This window comes from Erwinia artemisiae (assembly GCF_051400835.1).
GTDB classification, from domain to species: Bacteria; Pseudomonadota; Gammaproteobacteria; order Enterobacterales; family Enterobacteriaceae; genus Erwinia; species Erwinia aeris.
Genome location: NZ_JBLFFM010000001.1, coordinates 413233 through 431006 on the forward strand (window position 1 = coordinate 413233; position 17774 = coordinate 431006).

14 protein-coding genes are annotated in these 17774 nt (G+C 55.9%); 7 read left to right on the forward strand and 7 right to left on the reverse strand.

What is annotated here, in order from left to right; genetic code table 11:
• Positions 1 to 1503: an SrfA family protein gene (locus tag ACMGEE_RS02020; protein ID WP_436829578.1), complete on the reverse strand. Its 1503-nt coding sequence runs from the start codon at positions 1501 to 1503 to the stop codon at positions 1 to 3.
• 278 nt (positions 1504 to 1781) lie between these two features.
• Between ACMGEE_RS02020 and ACMGEE_RS02025 the strand changes: the two genes are divergently transcribed.
• Complete coding sequence (locus ACMGEE_RS02025; RefSeq protein ID WP_253460967.1) at positions 1782 to 3098, forward strand: methyl-accepting chemotaxis protein; 1317 nt, start codon at positions 1782 to 1784, stop codon at positions 3096 to 3098.
• Positions 3099 to 3263: 165 nt separating this feature from the next.
• Entirely contained in the window at positions 3264 to 4280 is a 1017-nt protein-coding gene (ahr, locus tag ACMGEE_RS02030; RefSeq protein WP_253454038.1) for an NADPH-dependent aldehyde reductase Ahr, read from the forward strand.
• A gap of 92 nt (positions 4281 to 4372) precedes the next feature.
• Here the strand turns inward: ahr and ACMGEE_RS02035 are convergent, their stop codons facing one another.
• Positions 4373 to 4828: a hypothetical protein gene (locus ACMGEE_RS02035; protein WP_253454040.1), complete on the reverse strand. Its 456-nt coding sequence runs from the start codon at positions 4826 to 4828 to the stop codon at positions 4373 to 4375.
• 375 nt (positions 4829 to 5203) lie between these two features.
• The gene (locus ACMGEE_RS02040; RefSeq protein ID WP_436829579.1) at positions 5204 to 6391 is read right to left on the reverse strand and encodes a CynX/NimT family MFS transporter; all 1188 of its coding nucleotides are present in this window, start codon (positions 6389 to 6391) and stop codon (positions 5204 to 5206) included.
• 360 nt (positions 6392 to 6751) lie between these two features.
• On the opposite strand from ACMGEE_RS02040, the gene fhuE (ACMGEE_RS02045) reads away from it, so the two are divergent.
• Together fhuE (ACMGEE_RS02045) and ACMGEE_RS02050 are read left to right on the forward strand one after the other, a co-directional pair.
• Positions 6752 to 8944, forward strand: a complete 2193-nt coding sequence (fhuE, locus tag ACMGEE_RS02045; protein WP_394148697.1) for a ferric-rhodotorulic acid/ferric-coprogen receptor FhuE — start codon at positions 6752 to 6754, stop codon at positions 8942 to 8944.
• A 244-nt stretch (positions 8945 to 9188) separates the two neighbouring features.
• Positions 9189 to 9545 (forward strand): cyclophilin-like fold protein, encoded by a 357-nt coding sequence (locus tag ACMGEE_RS02050; protein WP_301250765.1) that lies wholly within the window; start codon positions 9189 to 9191, stop codon positions 9543 to 9545.
• Between the two features lie 72 nt (positions 9546 to 9617).
• Here ACMGEE_RS02050 and fhuE (ACMGEE_RS02055) read toward each other — a convergent pair whose 3' ends face one another.
• A complete protein-coding gene (gene fhuE, locus ACMGEE_RS02055; RefSeq protein WP_436829580.1) occupies positions 9618 to 11759 on the reverse strand; it encodes a ferric-rhodotorulic acid/ferric-coprogen receptor FhuE in 2142 nt (713 codons plus the stop codon).
• A gap of 306 nt (positions 11760 to 12065) precedes the next feature.
• Between fhuE (ACMGEE_RS02055) and ACMGEE_RS02060 the strand changes: the two genes are divergently transcribed.
• Positions 12066 to 13142 carry a YncE family protein gene (locus ACMGEE_RS02060; RefSeq protein WP_253454048.1) on the forward strand — a complete coding sequence of 359 codons (1077 nt, stop codon included), beginning with the start codon at positions 12066 to 12068 and terminating at the stop codon, positions 13140 to 13142.
• Between the two features lie 30 nt (positions 13143 to 13172).
• Here ACMGEE_RS02060 and ACMGEE_RS02065 read toward each other — a convergent pair whose 3' ends face one another.
• Positions 13173 to 13919 (reverse strand): SDR family oxidoreductase, encoded by a 747-nt coding sequence (locus ACMGEE_RS02065; protein ID WP_301250767.1) that lies wholly within the window; start codon positions 13917 to 13919, stop codon positions 13173 to 13175.
• 134 nt (positions 13920 to 14053) lie between these two features.
• Here ACMGEE_RS02065 and ACMGEE_RS02070 point away from each other — a divergent pair, with 134 nt between their 5' ends.
• Positions 14054 to 14968, forward strand: coding sequence for a LysR family transcriptional regulator (locus tag ACMGEE_RS02070; protein ID WP_436829581.1), 915 nt, complete (start codon positions 14054 to 14056; stop codon positions 14966 to 14968).
• A 152-nt stretch (positions 14969 to 15120) separates the two neighbouring features.
• Here the strand turns inward: ACMGEE_RS02070 and ACMGEE_RS02075 are convergent, their stop codons facing one another.
• On the reverse strand, positions 15121 to 15912 hold the full coding sequence (locus tag ACMGEE_RS02075; protein ID WP_253454054.1) for an SDR family NAD(P)-dependent oxidoreductase: 792 nt from the start codon (positions 15910 to 15912) through the stop codon (positions 15121 to 15123).
• Between the two features lie 155 nt (positions 15913 to 16067).
• A complete protein-coding gene (locus ACMGEE_RS02080) occupies positions 16068 to 16322 on the reverse strand; it encodes a DUF2534 family protein (protein WP_301250770.1) in 255 nt (84 codons plus the stop codon).
• A gap of 194 nt (positions 16323 to 16516) precedes the next feature.
• Between ACMGEE_RS02080 and ACMGEE_RS02085 the strand changes: the two genes are divergently transcribed.
• Positions 16517 to 17764 carry an aromatic amino acid transporter gene (locus tag ACMGEE_RS02085; RefSeq protein ID WP_253454058.1) on the forward strand — a complete coding sequence of 416 codons (1248 nt, stop codon included), beginning with the start codon at positions 16517 to 16519 and terminating at the stop codon, positions 17762 to 17764.
• Positions 17765 to 17774: the final 10 nt, after the last annotated feature.

Sequence of the window (17774 nt, forward strand, 5' to 3'; positions counted from 1 at the left end):
TTATTTACTCTCGCGCTTCATCGTCATCGGTAATACGGTATCGGCATCATATTGGCCGCTACAGGCGGCGGCGGTGCCTTCGGCGCCCTGTACACAGGTCAGCTCGGGCATGTGGTAGCGCGAACCGTCGCTGCATTTTGCTCGGGTGCGGCTATTAATTACCAGGTTGCCGGATTTCATCACGCCCGCGTAGACCTCCACGCGACAAACCGTGCCGTCGCCCTGGGTCATCTGCGCCTGGCCTTTGCCGTTGCGCAGCTGATAGCGCAGCACGGGCGGCTTGCCGGTGAGCGGGGTTTTAATGCCGACAATCACGCGCCAGTTGCCGTTAAGGAAACGGGTAGAGCCTAGCTTGACCGCGTCCGCAGGCAGCACTAAATCATCTTTACCCGCAGGCACGGCAGGCGGCTGTTCAACCGGGGCTGGCGTGGTCTCAGCAGCGGACTGCGCCGGCGTCACCGTAACGGCCGCGACGCTGGCGGGTGCTACCGGCAGCGCAACGGCAGACTGCTTAACCGCATCAGCAGCAGGCTGCGTTTCGGCAGGTTGTTTAGCCGCATCGGCAGCCGGCTTCGTCTCAGCGGTTTGTTTAGCCGGTTCGGCAGCAGATTGCTTGATATCAGCAGCGGTTTTCTCGGGCGCAACCGCAGGTTTCGGCTCATTTACGTTCGCGGATTGTGACGCTGTCACTTCCTGACGCATGGCGGAAAAATAGTTTTTCATCTGCACGCCAAACACAACCAGCAGCGCGGCAGCAGGCAGTATCCAGCCATAGCGCAGCAGGTTTTGCTTAGCCGTATTTTTCACAGGCTCGGGTTTAACGGGCGCTGATGCAGCGGGCGGCGGCTCAGGCGCATTTTCCGACTCGGCGGAGGTCTGATAAGCCGCAATGGCAGGTGTAACGACAGGCGTAACGACAGGCGCGACGGCGGCAGCGACAGACGGCGCGCTTACCGCAGGCGCGACGGCAACCACCGGCGCGGCCGCCGTCATTTTCGACAGCGTCAACGGCACTTCTTCTTCGACGGCGCGCAGACAATCCAGCGGATCCAGCTGGCCTTTTTTCTCAAGGCTGACAAATCCCCAGAAGGTCAGAACGGGTTTGCCGCCGACCAGATAGACAAAGTTTTGATCGGGAAACTGAATCGCTTTAGCCAGCAGCGCGCCAAAAAGTTTCTGACTGTTTTTATCCGACTGCAGCGCACGCTGGCACAGGTCGGCCACCGTTTGCTGACAGGCAACCAGCTGATTTAACGCGTGCGCGCGTGCGCTGTCGCTGGCCGCAGCCCAGGAGATAACTTTGCCGGAAATGGGCGAATACCAGTCCAGACGGTCACCGGCATCGTTGGGTTGAGGGATAGCCAGGCAGTCAGCTATCTGCTGCTGTTTCCGCAGGCGCAGCGTCTCGCGCAGCTGCAGGGCTGATAAATAAACGGGCTGACCGTTTTCGCCAAGAGGCAGAACCGCGTCCAGGCTTCCGCTGCGTAAAAATAGTTTAGCCACGCAAAGACCTTTTTTAGTCAGGATTCAATAAGTTTTAATCCAAATTTCTATTTACTGTAGTCGAGTGGACTTAAATCAAATGCAGAAATAAGAGGGTAAAGCGTGTTTTACTCAGCTCATGACGCAAAAAAAAGTCAGGAACAGGTTAATTTTTAAGGAAAATAGCTGGAAAAAGCAGCGCCTATCGCAATAACAGGCGCGGCCGAGGTTAATTTTTTACCCAAAGTGCCGATAACGATTTTGTGACGAATACCATAAATATGACAAAAGGTTACAACATGATCGGCTCTACCAAATCGGGGATATTATCCTGGCTGAAATCCAACGCCAGCCATTTACGCGCAACGCTCAGCTCGCTGAACAACGCCATCGCCATGATCGAATTTACGCCACAGGGTCATATCCTGACGGCAAATGCACTTTTTTTAGAGACAATGGGCTACAAACTGAGCGAAATCGTTGGCAAGCATCATCGGCTTTTCTGTACCGACGAGCTGATTCACTCGCCGGAATATGGTCAGTTCTGGCAGCGCCTTGCGCGTGGCGAAAGTTTCAGCGATAAGTTCCTGCGGCTGGCAAAAAATCAGCGCCCGATCTGGCTTGAAGCTAACTATGTGCCGGTACAGGATCGCCACGGCCGGGTGATTAAAATCGTTAAGCTAGCCTCCGATATTACTAGCCATATTCAGGATGCGCAGGAGCAGCGGGCGATGACGACTGCTATCAGCCGCTCAATGGCGGTGATTGCTTTTAACCTGAAGGGTGAAGTATTACGCGCCAACCAGAACTTTTTAAAAACCACCGGCTATAGCCATGAGCAAATTATCGGGCGTCATCACCGCATGTTTTGCGCGCCGGAAGTGTATAACAGCCGTGAATACAGCGAGTTCTGGCACAAGCTGCAAAAGGGCGACTTTGTCGCCGGGCAATTCCCCCGCGTTAACAGCAAGGGCGAAACGATTTGGCTACGCGCCACCTATAACCCGATTTTCGATGCTAACAACGAGCTTTATGAGGTTGTCAAATTCGCTACCGACGTAACGGCACAGGTAGAGAAAAACCAGCAGGAGCGCGAAGCGGTCGATCACGCGTATAAAGCGGCGGTGGAAACCAGTCAAAACACGCGGCTCGGCGTCAGCGTGATTGAAAACAGCGTGGCGCGCATGAACGAAGTCGCCAGCGAGATGCATAAAGTCTCAGGAGACATCAACGGCCTTAGCTCCCAGTCCGCGCAAATTGGCGAGATAGTGGAAACGATCCGTTCTATTGCCAATCAGACCAACCTGCTGGCGTTAAACGCCGCCGTTGAAGCGGCCAGAGCGGGCACGCATGGACGCAGCTTTGCGGTCGTGGCTAACGAGGTGCGCAGCCTGGCGGCCAATATCAATAGCGCCAGCCAGGAGATCGCGAGCGTGGTCGATCGTAACCAGCAGCTGGCACAGCTGGCGCAAAAAAATATTACCGCAAACCTGGCGCGGGCCGACAGCGGCGTGGCGCTGGTAAAAGAAGCGGGCGACGTTATCGTAAATATTCAGAACAACTCCGAGCAGGTGGTTGACGCCATCGGCAACGTGACGCAGCATCTGACCAAATAGCGGCTTCATCTTCCGGCGGGCTGCCGCAATAGTGGACATATTGCGGCGCAGATCGTCAATTTTTACATCCTGATACACTCCCTGCCGCTAATGACTCGTTTCGCTCCCTGACCATCCGGCGAGCTTTGCTAAACTCAGTCCGTTAACGAAACAGAGGAAGAGAGCATGAAAATCAAAAGCTATGCAGCGATGGAAGCCGGTAAGGCCCTGGAGCTGTATGAGTATGATGCGCCGGAGCTGAGCGCCGAGGAAGTGGAAGTCGAAGTGGAATATTGCGGCGTCTGCCATTCCGATCTCTCAATGATCGATAACGAGTGGGGCATCTCACGCTATCCGACTATTGCCGGCCATGAAGTGATTGGTCGCGTGTCCGCCATGGGCGAAGCAGCGAAGTCCAAAGGGCTTTCCGTTGGCCAGCGCGTGGGCATTGGCTGGACGGCGAAAAGCTGTCAGCACTGCGACGCCTGTATCAATGGCGAGCAGGTTAACTGCGAGCAGGGTTCAATCCCTACCATTCTGAACAACGGCGGCTTTGCCGAGAAGCTTCGCGCCGACTGGCAATGGGTTATTCCGCTGCCGGAAAACCTGGACGCGGCGACCGCTGGCCCGCTGCTGTGCGGCGGCATCACCGTCTTTAAACCGCTGCTGATGAGCAACGTCACGGCGACCAGCCGCGTGGGCGTCATCGGCATTGGTGGCCTGGGCCATATCGCTATCAAGATCCTGCGCGCGATGGGCGCGGAAGTGGTGGCGTTCAGCTCCACGCCAGATAAAAAGCAGTCCATCCTGGAAATGGGCGCTGACGAGGTCATCAACAGCCGCGATCCGGAAGCGCTGAAAAGCCAGGCGGGCCGTTTCGATCTGATTATCAGCACTGTAGCAGTGGATCTGGACTGGAAACCTTACTTCGACGCGCTGGCGCCGCAGGGCAAATTCCACACCGTGGGCGCCGTGCTGAAACCGTTTGAAGTCTCCGCTTTCCAGCTAATTATGGGCGATAAAGCGTTGACCGGCTCGTCTACCGGTTCTCCGGGCCAGCTGCGCTCGCTGCTGAAGCTGGCGTCACGCCGCGATATCGCGCCGCGCGTGGAGTATTTCCCGATGTCAAAAATCAATGAAGCGCTGGATCACGTGCGCGCCGGTAAGGCGAACTATCGTGTGGTGCTGAAAGCGGATTTCTGATGCGGTCTTTTAGCTGCTGATATGCTGAACGGCGACCCTGCGGTCGCCGTTTTTTTTAGCCTGCCCTGGCCGGATACAACCATGATGTGTGCTTAGCCCTGGCCTGCGTCCGTTTCAGTAAAAGCAGGGGTCTTCAGGCCGGTGGAATAGGCTACCTTTTTTACTTTTTCCGGCGTGGTGGTCACTTTTACCGCCGGGATAGTGACACGCCCAAAGCCGAGCAGGGTAGGGACATAGCCGCCAACCTGGTGCTCGCCTGCGGGCAAATGCAGTTGCAGGCTCTGACCGCGGATCAGCGCGCCGGCATCTTTACCGTCCACTGTGACATAAACGGCAGAGCCGTCATCGGTACGGCTGGTCACGTGGGAAACGTCAACCTGAGTTGGCCCCGTGGAGAAATCTTCGGCCGAAACCACGGCCGGGCCTTTAAAGAAATCTTTAGCCGATGCCGTTATCGATGTTGTGGCCGGTTCATCTTTCTTGTGGCTGGTGCAGCCGGTCAGGGTTATGGCGGCCATCGCTACGGCCAGGGTGAAACGACAGATCATTATACCTCACTATCCTCTACGGCTTTTAAGGCGCTATTTTAGCGCCTGGCCGCGTCTGAAAACAGTCAGGTCTCTTCTTAAAATGTGCCTTATCGCATTTTTTAACCGGCGCAGACAAAGACCTGACGCGCCTGAGCAGGCAAGATCTCAGTTTTCCGATAATCGTGATGGATAAAAACCGGCTAACGGGAGTCATGATCGCACTTTAGTTACATCATACTAAAGGTACTGATAATAATTCCATACCTAAGCTCCAGAGATAACACGCATTCATACAGGCTAAAACGCAGCTAAATCAGATACAGACTATCAGTAAGAAAGGCATTTTTTGCGGGTAAAGTGCCGCTTCGAATCAGGAACGAAGCGGCAAATGGCTTAACCTATCACCTTATTTCTTCCCGCCAGCGGCGCAATCGCCACCTGTAACAGGCTTAACGCAATCATAAACAGCAGCGGGGCCGACCAGCTGTCAAAATGCTCGTGCAGCACGCCGAAAACCAGCGGGCCCAGCGCGGCCAGACCGTAACCTACGCATTGTGCCATGCCTGATAAGCGCGAAGCCTGATGATGATCGCCCGAACGCAGACCAAACAGAGAAAGGCTTATCACCAAAGAGGCGCCCGCGCCCAGTCCGGCAATAATCAACCAAAACACGGCCAGGGCAGGGAACAGATAAAGGCCGCACAGCCCGGTAAAAATTGCCAGCGAAGCCAGCAGGGCGATAGCGCGCTGATCGGCCAGGCGTTTCAGCGCCCGCATACAGGCAAGATTGGCGACGATTGCCACAATCTGATAGAGAAACAGCAGCCAGCCGGCGGCAAACTGGCTGAATCCTTGCGCCTCAGCCCAGGGCGTAAACCACGCAATCAGCGTGTAAAAGGCCAGCGACTGCAATCCCATAAACAGCGAAACCTGCCAGCCTAATGCGGCACGCCACGGCGAGCGCAGCGTAGAAACCGCCAGCGGTGTGCGCGTCGTTTGTCGTTGCCGGGCGCGTTTCAGCAGCGGTAGCCAGGCCGCCAGCGCGATGGCCGCCGGGATCAGCCAGACGGCCAGCGAAAAAAACCAGCCCGCATTCGTTAACGATGCCAGCGGCACCGCGATACCGGAAGCCAGGCTGGCGGTAATCGACATGACACAGGCATAAAGACCGATATAGCGGGCGGAATGCCGGGCGAAATCACGCTTAATCAGCGGCGGCAGCAGCACGTTGGCGGCGGCAATACCACCGCTCAGGATCGCCGTGCCCAGCCATAGCGCAGCGCTGCTGCCGGCAATGCGCAGAGCGGAACCGGATAAGATCAGCCAGACCGCGAGCCACAGCGTTTTCTCCAGTCCAAAGCGATTGCCTGACCACGCTGCAGGTGGCGCGAGCAGGGCAAACATCATCAGCGGAATAAAATTAAGCAGGCCAGCGTCGGTAGCCGTCAGGCTAAAGGTCAGGCGAATATCTTCCAGCACCGGGCCAATCGACGTCAGGGGGGCGCGCAAACAGGCTACGGTAAGCAGTAAAACAGTAAGGAAAAAACCGGAACGGGTAAAAATTGGGGACATTATCGACATCGCAAAAAGAGCAGGCGCGGCCCGCTGATTATGCGTTGGTTGACGTTAACGCTTACGCAACCGAGCTGGCCCGGCTGTCTGGGCGCTATGTTAACGGCTAAAAAGCGCCGTTGTAAACCTTTTCAGAATGCCCTTATGTAGCCGGTTTACCCGTCATGGCTTACGTCTTACAAAATCCTGAAAAGTTCATTAATAGTCTTTTACATAAGAAATAAAAAAAATTATAGTTCTCATTCGCATTTGTAGATGGCCGTATCATTCGGCGATCGCCGGGGTAGCAGCGTCGGTAAAAGCGTTCCATAAAACAAAAATCACAGTGGCTAAACGGCTCAGGCCGTTAATGACAAGATCGAGGTAGTGATGTTTTTTGCTCAGCACATTAACAGGGAAATCCGCCGGCACGGCGGCGTAGCCACTTCTTACTCCATCGTCGCCGCGCTGGTCGCCGTGGCGTTACAGATGCCTCAGGCAGCAGCGGCGGAAACCGCAGAACAAACGCTTACGGTGAGCGCCGCGTCAGATAATGTCACCGATACCTCCGCTACCGATTACAGCGTTCCCGTCACCTCTTCGGGCACCAAAATGCCGATGATTGCGCGCGATATTCCCCAGTCAGTCAGTATTATCAGCAAGCAGCGCATGGAAGATCAGCAGCTGCAATCGCTGGGCGATGTGTTGAACAATACAACGGGCGTGATGCAGTCCGTAGCGGATATGGATCGCCGCACCTATTACTCGCGTGGCTTCCTGATCGACAACTATATGGTCGATGGCATCCCGACCGTATTTGAAGGGCGCTGGAATCTGGGCGACGCCCAGTCTGATACGGCACTGTACGAGCGTATCGAAGTCGTACGTGGCGCAACCGGCCTGATGACCGGCGCGGGCAACCCTTCCGCTGCGGTCAATATGGTGCGCAAACATGCGGACAGCAAAACCGCGACGGGCGAGCTTTCCGCCACTTACGGCAGCTGGGACAAGCAGCGTTACGTAGCCGATCTCTCTTCGCCGCTGAGCGAATCCGGCAACGTACGAGGCCGTGTAGTTGCCGGTTATCAGGACAACAACAGCTTCGTTGAGCGCTACGGCGCCGAAAAGAAATTTATCTACGGCGTGGTGGATGCCGATCTGACCGATTACACCACGCTTTCCGTTGGCTATGAATACCAGCAAACCAACGCGGACAGCCCAACCTGGAGCGGCGTGCCTCGCTGGCATAGCGATGGATCGTCCACCGACTATCGTCGTGGCTATAACACGGCGCCAGAGTGGGCCTATAACGATAAAGAAAGCAAAAAGGTTTTTGTTAACCTGAAGCAGCGTTTTGACAACGGCTGGATGCTGACGCTAAACGGCACCCATAACGAAACCTTCCTTGACAGCCGTCAGCTCTATATCGACGGTTTCTTCGATAAGAACACCGGCGCGGGCGTCTCTTCCTACGCGGATTACCCGGTCGTCGGCGGCACCGGTTATAACACCGGTAAACGCAAGGTCGACTCGGTCGATACCTTCGCCAGCGGCCCTTATGAGCTGTTTGGTCGCCAGCACGAGCTGATGGCGGGCGTCAGCTACAGTAAGCAGAAGAACACTTATTACAGCGCTTTTGACAACATTTCCTCAGAGATGCTGGGCGATTTCAACAGCTATAACGGCCAATACCCGGAAACAGAATGGAGCGAGCGAACGCTCGCGCAGGAAGACGTGACGCGTCAGAAATCCGCCTATATGGCAACCCGCATTACCCTGGCCGATCCGCTGCATTTGATCCTCGGCGCGCGCTATACGCGCTGGAGCACCAATACGCTGACCCAGGATATGGAGAAAAACAATATCACGCCGTACGGCGGCCTGGTGTATGACATCAACGAAAACTGGTCAGCCTACGGCAGCTATACCTCGGTATTCCAGCCGCAGACCTATCGTGATATCAACGGCAGCTACCTGTCGCCGGTGGTTGGTAAAAACTACGAGGCAGGCCTGAAGTCTGACTGGATGAACAGCCGCCTCACGACCTCGCTGTCGGTGTTCCGCATCGAACAGGACAACGTAGCCCAGAGCACCGGACAGATCATTGCCGGATCGACCGATACCGCCTACGTAGGCAAATCGGGCACCGTGAGCCGCGGGATTGAATTTGAAGTGAACGGCGCGCTGACCGATAACTGGCAAATGACCGTGGGCGGTACCCGTTATGTAGCGGAAGACAGCGAAGACGAAGCGGTTAACCCTCAGCTGCCGCGCACGTCGCTGAAGCTGTTCACCAGCTATCGTCTGCCGTCGCTCCAGGCGCTGACGGTCGGCGGCGGCGTAAACTGGCAGACGCACGTCTGGCAGGATGTGCCCGCGCCGGAAGGCAACGGCACCTGGCACGCGGAGCAGGGCAGCTATGCGCTGGTGAACCTGTTCAGCCGCTATGAGGTGACTAAGCAGCTGACGCTACAGGCCAATATCAATAACCTGTTTGATAAAGAATATGACACCAGCGTGAACCAATATATCGTTTACGGCGAACCGCGTAATTTCTCATTAACGGCCAGCTATAAGTTCTGATGCGGCACAGATAAAGATAGCTCCTGCGGGAGCTATTTTTTTGCCGGTAAATCAATGCGGGGATCTTTCTCTTTATACTCGGGGGTCATTAATGAACGATCCTCATTACTGCATGCTTAAAACAGTCATTCAACCTTCCTGGCGCCTCTGCTAAAACTAGTTCCCTTTAAAAACCGCTACACGTTAGTCGGGAACGGCTGATCCTTTGCTATCTGAGGCTGCGTGCGCGCTCAGGGAGAAAAACATGAAAATAAATATGGTTATTGATAACGTTATTCTGTTGGCCTCGCTGAATGACAGCGAGGCGGCCAGGGATTTTGCGGCTATGCTGCCGCTAACGCTGGAATTAAACGACTACGCAGCGACTGAAAAAATCAGCGATCTTCCTGCAAAACTCTCAGTAGAGGGATCGCCTGAGGGCACCCGTGCCTTAAAAGGCGATATCGCTTTTTATGCGCCCTGGGGCAATCTGGCTATCTTCTACAAGGATTCTGGCTATGCCGCCGGGCTTGTGACGCTGGGACAGTTGGACAGCATTGAGAAGCTGCCGCTAAACAGATCCTCCTTTATGGCCACCTTTGAGCTGGTCGAAAAAGGGTGAGGGCCGGACAGCGCCACAATTTGTGGGGCATATTATGAAAACCCGGCTTCGCGCCGGGTATATGCCAAAAAATCAGAACGTATAAGAGAGATTAACCTCATAGTTGCGCGGCTGGCCGTAAACGGCGGAGTCGCTTAGCCAGGTATACTCGGTGCGATCAAACAGATTATTGACGTTGGCCTGCACGGCCAGCTGCTTCGTTACCTGGTAGCGGGCAAACAGGTTAGCCAGCGGATAGCTGCCCTGATAAAGCCGTTTGGTTTCGCCGTCCGGGCCGGTTGCGTCCTGGAAAGTGCGGTTCTGCCAGTTTACGCCGCCGCCGACGGTCAGCTGCTGCAGCATCGGCAAACGGTAGCGGGTAAACAGCTTCAGCTGGGTTTGCGGCATCTGGCTGTTGTAGCGCCCGGTGGAGTCCGTCGCGACAAAGCGCGTCGCGCCGAACGTCATTTGCAGATTATCCGTTACCGCGCCGTTCAGCTCGAATTCCGCGCCTCTGCTCACTGCGCCTTTGGTCGCAACATAAGCCTGTTCGCTGGAGCCGTTCACATAATTGTCGCCATCCGCTTCGGCAGCGTTCTCCTGTTCAATACGGAACAGGGCAAAAGTGGCGGTCAGGCGACCATCGTCCCAGGCGGATTTCAGGCCCGCTTCGTAATTTTTACCGGTCACAGGCGAAAGATAGCCGCCGTCTTTGCTGCGATACGTTTGCGGCTGGAAGATCGAGGTATAGCTGGCATAGGCTGACCAGGTATCATTAATGTCATACACCAGCCCGCCGTACGGCGTGATGTTGTTCTTTTTCACATCGCCGCTGCTGCCGGTGGTGCTCCACTGGGTATAGCGCGCGCCGACAATCAGCGACAGCGGATCGGCCAGCGAGAAGCGGGCGGCGCTGTACAGCGCTTTCTGCCTGACCATATCGTCCGCGTTCTGATACCAGTCGCCCCAGGCAGGCTCGTCCGCATCGCCGTTCCAGCCGTCGTGGAAGCTGCCGATCTGGCCTTCGTCGTAAGGGCCGTCGGCGCTGTAGGTCGCATTATGCTGACGGCTGTAGCTTCCGCCCACCACCAGCTCGTGGTGGCGGCCAAACAGCCTGAACGGGCCGCTGGCATAGGTATCGAAAGCATCCAGCTTGCGCTTGCCTCTGTCCTTGCTGCCGAAGCCAGTCGTGCCTTCGCCCGTTTGTTCATCCGGCCACTGCTGCAAATAAAGCAGCTTGTCGTTAAAGGTTTCTTCCGCATGGGTGCCGTCGGCGCGGAAGATCCAGCCGTTGTCGAACTGATGGCTGAGATTAGCGAACACTTTGCGCGAGTCTACGCTATAGCGCGTCCAGTCCGCCGCCGTACTGGTGCTGCGATCGTAATGCGTGCGCGTGCCGTTGCTATACCAGGTCGGCAGGCCGCCCCAGGTTGGATTGCCGGTATGGGTCTGCTGATAGTCATAGCCGAGCGAAACCGTGGTGCTGTCGGTCACATCGGCATCGATAACCCCGTAGATAAATTTTTTAGTTTTATGGTAGCGATCCAGCCAGCTGTCGCCATCCTGATAGCCCGCCACCACGCGGCCACGCACGTTGCCGGATTCGCTCAGCGGGCCGGAAGCGTCAACCACGTAGCGCTGCTTGTTCCAGCTGCCGTAGCTGGCCGACACGTTGCCGGTAAAGGTTTTGCTGTCGGCATGTTTGCGCACCATATTAACCGAAGCGGCAGGGCTGCCTGCGCCGGTCATCAGGCCAGTCGCGCCGCGCACCACTTCAATACGCTCATAGATGGCGGTATCTTCCGCCGCATCGCCAAAGTTCCAGGTATCGCTGACGGAGGTCGGAATATCGTCGTAGGTAAAATTAGTGATCTGGAAGCCGCGTGAAAAATAAGCGGAGCGTTCGCTATCGATAACCTCGCTGGCGATGCCGGTGGTGTTATCCAGTACGTCGCCGACCGACTGCAAATTTTGATCCGCCATACGCTGCTTCGTTACCACGCTGAGCGACTGCGGCACGTCGCGCGGCGTCATCAGCATTTTTGTGCCGGCGCGCGTGGTTTTAACGCTGTAATCCTGCTGTTCGCTGGCGCTGCTGTCGTCAGAAGCCGCGTTAACGACCATAGCAGACTCTTCGGCCAGGGCCGGAGTGAGCAGGGCGTAGATAGCCAGCGCCAGCAACGAGACGGTAAATACCGGCGCTCGCGCACCGTTTCCCCTGAGGTTTAAAAACATAAAATTCTCACAATAGGCCACTGCTTTTTATTGTCCGGTGGGACGTGCATTCACGGCGCTCCGGCTGCGCCACGCAGCGGGGAGATCGCAGTGAGAATGTTAATGATAAGTATTTGCTTTTAAGTAGTCTCTAAACAACCTGTCAGCAAAGTGTAACAACTTGTTATTTTTACAGGGAAAACTCATTAGCCGTGCCGCTTCATCCCGTCTGACGCATGGCGCAGATTTACATCTCCTTTGCTAATGCGTATGCTTCTCATTCTTTTTATCGGCTATCAGGCCGTTTATCCATTGATGGAGTCCTGCATGAAATCTTTTAGCCCGCGTAAAGCAGCCCTTGCGGTCGTTGCTGCATTCAGTCTGGCCGCCTGTCAGACCCCGGCAAAAAAACCAGAAGCGCCCGTTAATTCTGCCGCGACGGCCAAAGCGCAAGCGCAGCCTGCCGAGCGCGCGCTGGGCGATGGACTGTATGAAATGGCCTGGACGCCGAAAGCGCTTTACGTCGCCAGCGCGCAATCTTTTAAAAACGTTAACGGCGGCATTCTGTATCGTCTGGATCCCGCCACGCTGGCAACCACCGGTGAAACTCACACCGATCTGAAAAACTTTGGTATGGCGGTCGAGCCGGACGGCAGCGTGTTCTACACCACTAACTCGCTCGACGGTACTATTTCTAAGGTGGATGCAGAGAGCGGCAAAGTGCTGAAACGTCTGGCATTCAGCGAGAAGGGCAAAGACGGCTCGCCTTACGGTGCGCGTGAAATTTTCTGGCACGAAGGGAAGCTTTACGTGGGCGGCGTGGGCGATCCGGGCGTTATTTGGGTGGTGGATGCCAAAACGCTGAAGCTGAGCAAGACCATCAGGAACGCCGGCAAGTGGGTGACGGGCATTATTTATTCGCCGGTGACCGATCGTCTTTATGCGGCTAACGGCGGCGGCGAAGTGCTGGTGATCAACCCGCGCACGCAGAAAATTGAAAAACGCTGGACGGCGGGCGATGGCAAAGCTTATCTGCTGCTGAACCTGGCGGAAGATCCGGCCACCGGCCGCCTGTTCGTCACCGACAACTCAAAGGCGAAAACCACGCTGGTGTTCGACGAGCGCAGCGGCAAAGTGATCAAACGCATCGAAGGCGACGCGCTGGGCATCAAGTTCAACGCGAAGCGCAACGAGCTGTATATCAGCCAGCGCGAATCCAGAAAGGTGTTGCAGCTGGACGCCACCAGCTATGCGGTGAAAAACAGCTGGTCGTTCGACAGCAGCCCGAACAGCCTGCTGGTTTCGCCGGACGGGCAGACGCTTTACGTCACGCTCAAGCAGGATTTCAACAAAGATGATTCGACTAAAGGCAAGGACAGCGTAGTCCGTATCGCGCTGAAATAAGAAAGAGGCGGCCTGCGGGCCGCCTGATTATCACACCTGCGCCATACCGCCATCGACAAACAGTTCGCTCGCGTTGATAAAGCTGGCCGCATCGGAAGCCAGAAAAGCGACCGCTTTAGCAATCTCTTCCGCTTCGCCCAGGCGCCCCAGCGGCACCTGAGCCGCCAGATAATCAAACAATCCCTGGCGCTCTTCTTCACTGACTAATCCACCCAGGCCAGGCGTTTTTACCGGGCCGGGGCTGATGGCGTTAACCCGAATACCGCGTTCTTTCAGATCCAGTGACCAGGATCGTGCAAAGTTGCGTACCGCCGCTTTGCTGGCGCTGTAGACGCTGAAGCCGGCCGTCCCCTGAACGGAAGTGGTGGAGGCGGTCAGGATCACCGAAGCGCCATCGCTCAGCAGCGGCAGCGCTTTTTGCACGGTAAACAGCACGCCGCGCACGTTGGTGCCAAATATCCGATCAAAATGCGCCTCGGTGATGGCGCCCAGCGGCAGCATATCGCCGCCGCCCGCATTGGCGAACAGAATATCCAGACGGCCCGCTTTTTCCGCGATAGTGGCGTAAACCCTATCCAGATCGGCCAGTACGGCGGCATCGGCGCGAATGCCCGTTGCCGCCGTACCGATGGCGGCGACGGCCGCGTCCAGCTCGGGTTGACGCCTTCCGGTAATAAACACGCGTGCACCCTGAGCTGCCAGTTCATGCGCGGCCGCCAGGCCAATTCCCGATGTGCCGCCGGTAACTAATGCGATCTTGCCATTCAGTGCATTCATCTTCTTCTCCGCTGTGGACAGATAATGGCCCGGCTTGTCCGGGTGAGAAGGCACTGTAGCCTTCCGCCTTTTGTTGATAAATCCTGTAAAATGAAAATAACTATCCCTGTACGGAAATAATCAGGACAAAAGAGATGGATCAGCTTATGGCGATACGGGCTTTTGCCCGCGTAGTGGAAACGGGAAATTTTACCCGCGCGGCGGATTCGCTTTCGATGCCCAACGCGACGCTAAGTAAACTGGTGCAGCAGCTGGAGGCGCATCTGGGTATCAGGCTGTTACAGCGCACCACCCGTCGCGTTACCGTCACGCCCGAAGGACGCGAGTATTATGAAAAAACCGCCCGGATCCTGAAGGATTTGGAAGATATTGACGGCGCTTTTACCGCTATTCGCGGCCAGCCGCACGGGCAGTTGCGTATTGATATTGGCGGCTCTACGGCCCGTGACGTGCTGATCCCGGCGTTGCCTGAATTTATGGCCCGCTATCCGGATATCCGTATCGATCTGGGGGTATCGGATCGCGCAGTCGATCTCATCGGCGACAGCGTGGACTGCGTTATTCGCGGCGGCCCGCTTGCGGATTCATCGCTGGTTGCCAGGCAGATTGGTTTTGCCACGCTGATTACCTGCGCCACGCCGGGCTATCTGAAGCGCTCCGGCGTACCTGCCAGCCCGCAGGAGCTGAACAATGGCCATCGGCTGGTTAGCTATCTCTCGTCGGACAGCGGCAGGGCTTTTCCGTTTCGCTTCGCACGGCAGGGAGAAAAAATGGAAATCAAAGCGCCGTACCGGCTCGGCGTAAACGAAAGCAACGCGCACCTGGCGGCAGCGCTGGCCGGACTGGGTATCGTACAGACGTTTACCTACGCGGCCTGCGAAGCGTTGAGAACCGGCCAGCTCCAGGAAATCCTGCAGGCGTGGCGGCCAGCGCCTTATCCTTTTCATGTGGTTTACCCGCAAAATCGCCACGTCACGCACCGTCTGCGCGTTTTTATCGACTGGTTAACAGAGACGTTTCCGGCTCGTATCAATGTGGGAAGTGAATGAAATACTGATGTTGAGACGGATTAAACGATAAAGCCCCGGGTCAGAAAATTACCGGGGATATATAACGGCATAATTTAATTTTATTCAACAAAGACAAAGGTATAGCTTATTAAATAAGCATCGCCTGCCGATTTTACCGGCAGGCAGAAGGATTAGCGTGACGCCGAATCCGGCTCTGAAATAATGCGGTGGCGCTGCGCCTTTTGCGATTCGCTCTGAATGCGGTTCAGCACGTCGCCCTCATGTTCGGCCTCATCGCTGCCGTAAACATATTCATGACCGCTCATCAGTGCATACCAGGCGCGTTCGGCCACTTCCGCCGGTTTGGTCGGCTGACTGGCACCAACTTTGGTATTGGCCTGGCCTGCGTTCTTAAAGAAGTTGGTTTCCGTCGCGCCGGGCATCAGCAGCGTCATATTCAGGCCCGAGCCTTTCAGCTCGTTGCGAATGGCCCAGAAGAAGGAATTGACGAAGGCTTTGCTCGCGCCATAAATCGCCTCGAAAGGGATGGGCGAGGTGCCGGAGATGGAAGAGGTCATCAGGACGTGGCCGCTTTGACGTTCGATCATCGCAGGCAGGAAAATTTTAGCCATATGAACGTAAGAATCGACGTTAAGGCGGATTAGCTGTAGCTCTTTTTCCAGCGCCGTGCCGCCAATAAAGCGGCCGCCCAGCCCCTGACCGGCATTAATAACCAGCGCATCCAGCGCCAGCCCGTCGTTATCGATGCGCTGCTTCAGCTTTTCGATCTCATCATAGCGGCTTAAATCCACGCTTAGTGCGTGGATCTTTGTGCCGTAGCCGCGCAGATCCTCGCAGGCCTTGTGCAGTTTTTCCTCATTGCGCGCTACGGCCACAATGTCATAACCATTTTTCGCAAAAATTCTGGCCAGTTCCAGCCCGATCCCGTTGGAAGCCCCGGTAATCAATGCAATTTTATTCATGCCCGATCCTCTTTTTATATTCTGCGTTAGCGGTCTTTTAACCGTAGCAGCAAAAAAGCGGGACGCGGGCAGCCTGCGCACGTTCAATGGCGCGTTGTCGCTGGCTTCTCAAATAAAATATTTTAAATCAACAGCTTATTTTGGTTGAATGCGATTCAATGACGCGTTGAGTCAACATTTTCGCCCAAAAACCAGTACCAGAGCGGAATAGCCAGCAGGCCGGTAAAGACCAGCGAATAGACGGCGATCATAAACAGCTGTGGCGCCAGCATGCCCGCTGACCAGTCGTGTAAAGGAATATGGTATTCGTCAATCGCGCCGCCGATCATTACTTTCGACATCACGGTAAGCGCGATAACCAGCACAACAGCCAGCGCGGCGATAAACCGCTTTGTTTCTTTCCGTTTCATAACCCGTTTCCACAAGCAAATAGTGCGCCGCAGTATAACAACTCCCTTTGCAAAACGTTCCTGAAACTCGGCAAAATCGTCCCCTCAATTCAGCCGCGTGCGGTTTTTCGCCGTCGGGCGGAATTATGTACAGTTATAGCGGGGCATTTGCAGTAGAATTGCGGGCTTAACGTCATTTATTTAGCAGGAAACTTATGAGGGAGAGTTCGTTAGCCCGCCATCGGCCTTCGGTATGGTGGGGCGCGATGATCATCTGCGGAACCGTGGTTGGCGCCGGTATGTTTACGCTTCCCGTGGTCATGGCCGGCGCCTGGTACGGCTGGTCATTGCTGATCCTGATGGTCAGCTGGGTCTGCATGTTGTTGACAGGATTACTGTTTGTGCAGGCCAGCCAGCATTATCCGCTGGGCGCCGGTTTTGATACCATCACGCGCGATTTGCTCGGACGCGGCTGGGCGGCCGTAAACGGGCTGAGCATTCTGTTTGTGCTGGGCATTCTTACCTATGCCTATATCTCCGCCAGCGGGCCGGTCTACCAGAGCTCTTTAAATCGCGCGGGTCTGCATCTTTCCGTGGCGGACGCCAAAATCATGCTCACGCTATGCGTGGCGGCAGTGGTCTGGCTGGGCACCAAAGGCGTCAGCCGACTGATGACCTTCTGCGTGCTGGCGAAAATCCTGCTGCTGGTGACGCTGTTTGGCGGACTGTTGACGCAGCTGGATATTGCCACGCTGGCTAACAGCGGCGCCTCCGGGCAGGCCTACTGGCCTTATACGCTGGCGGTGCTGCCGTTCTGCCTTGCCTCCTTCGGCTATCACGGCAATATCAGCGGCCTGATCGGCTACTATGCGGGCGATAAAAAACAGGTAAATCGAGCGCTGATGCTGGGGACTTTTATGTCGCTGGTGATCTATCTGTTCTGGCTGACCGGCACGATGGGCAATCTTCCGCGCGCCTCTTTCCCTGCCATTATCGATGCGGGCGGGGATATCGAGGCGCTGATGGCGGCCTTACGGCGCTATCTGCACGTCAGCGCGCTGGCGCTGCTGATGGATGTCTTCTCGCACTTCGCGGTGATCTGCTCGTTTCTTGGCGTGACGGCAGGGCTGTTTGATTTTATTGCCGACCGATTGCAGATGGCGGATACGCGGCTGGGCCGATTAAAAACGGCCTGTCTGACGTTTTTACCGGCGCTGTGCGCTTCCCTGTGGTTTCCGAACGGCTTTATCGCCGCGATTGGCTTTGCCGGTCTGTTCGCCACGCTGTGGGCGGTGATTGTGCCTGCGCTGCTGGCGCGAAAAGCGCAGCAGAAGTTTCCGGAAGCGACCACGCACGCCGGCAGGCAAAATGTAGCCATTGTCGTTGTAATGCTGTTTGGCGGGCTGAACGTGCTGGCGTGGACACTGAGCTGGCTTGGCTGGCTGCCTGTTTTTCGCGGTTAACTATTTATCC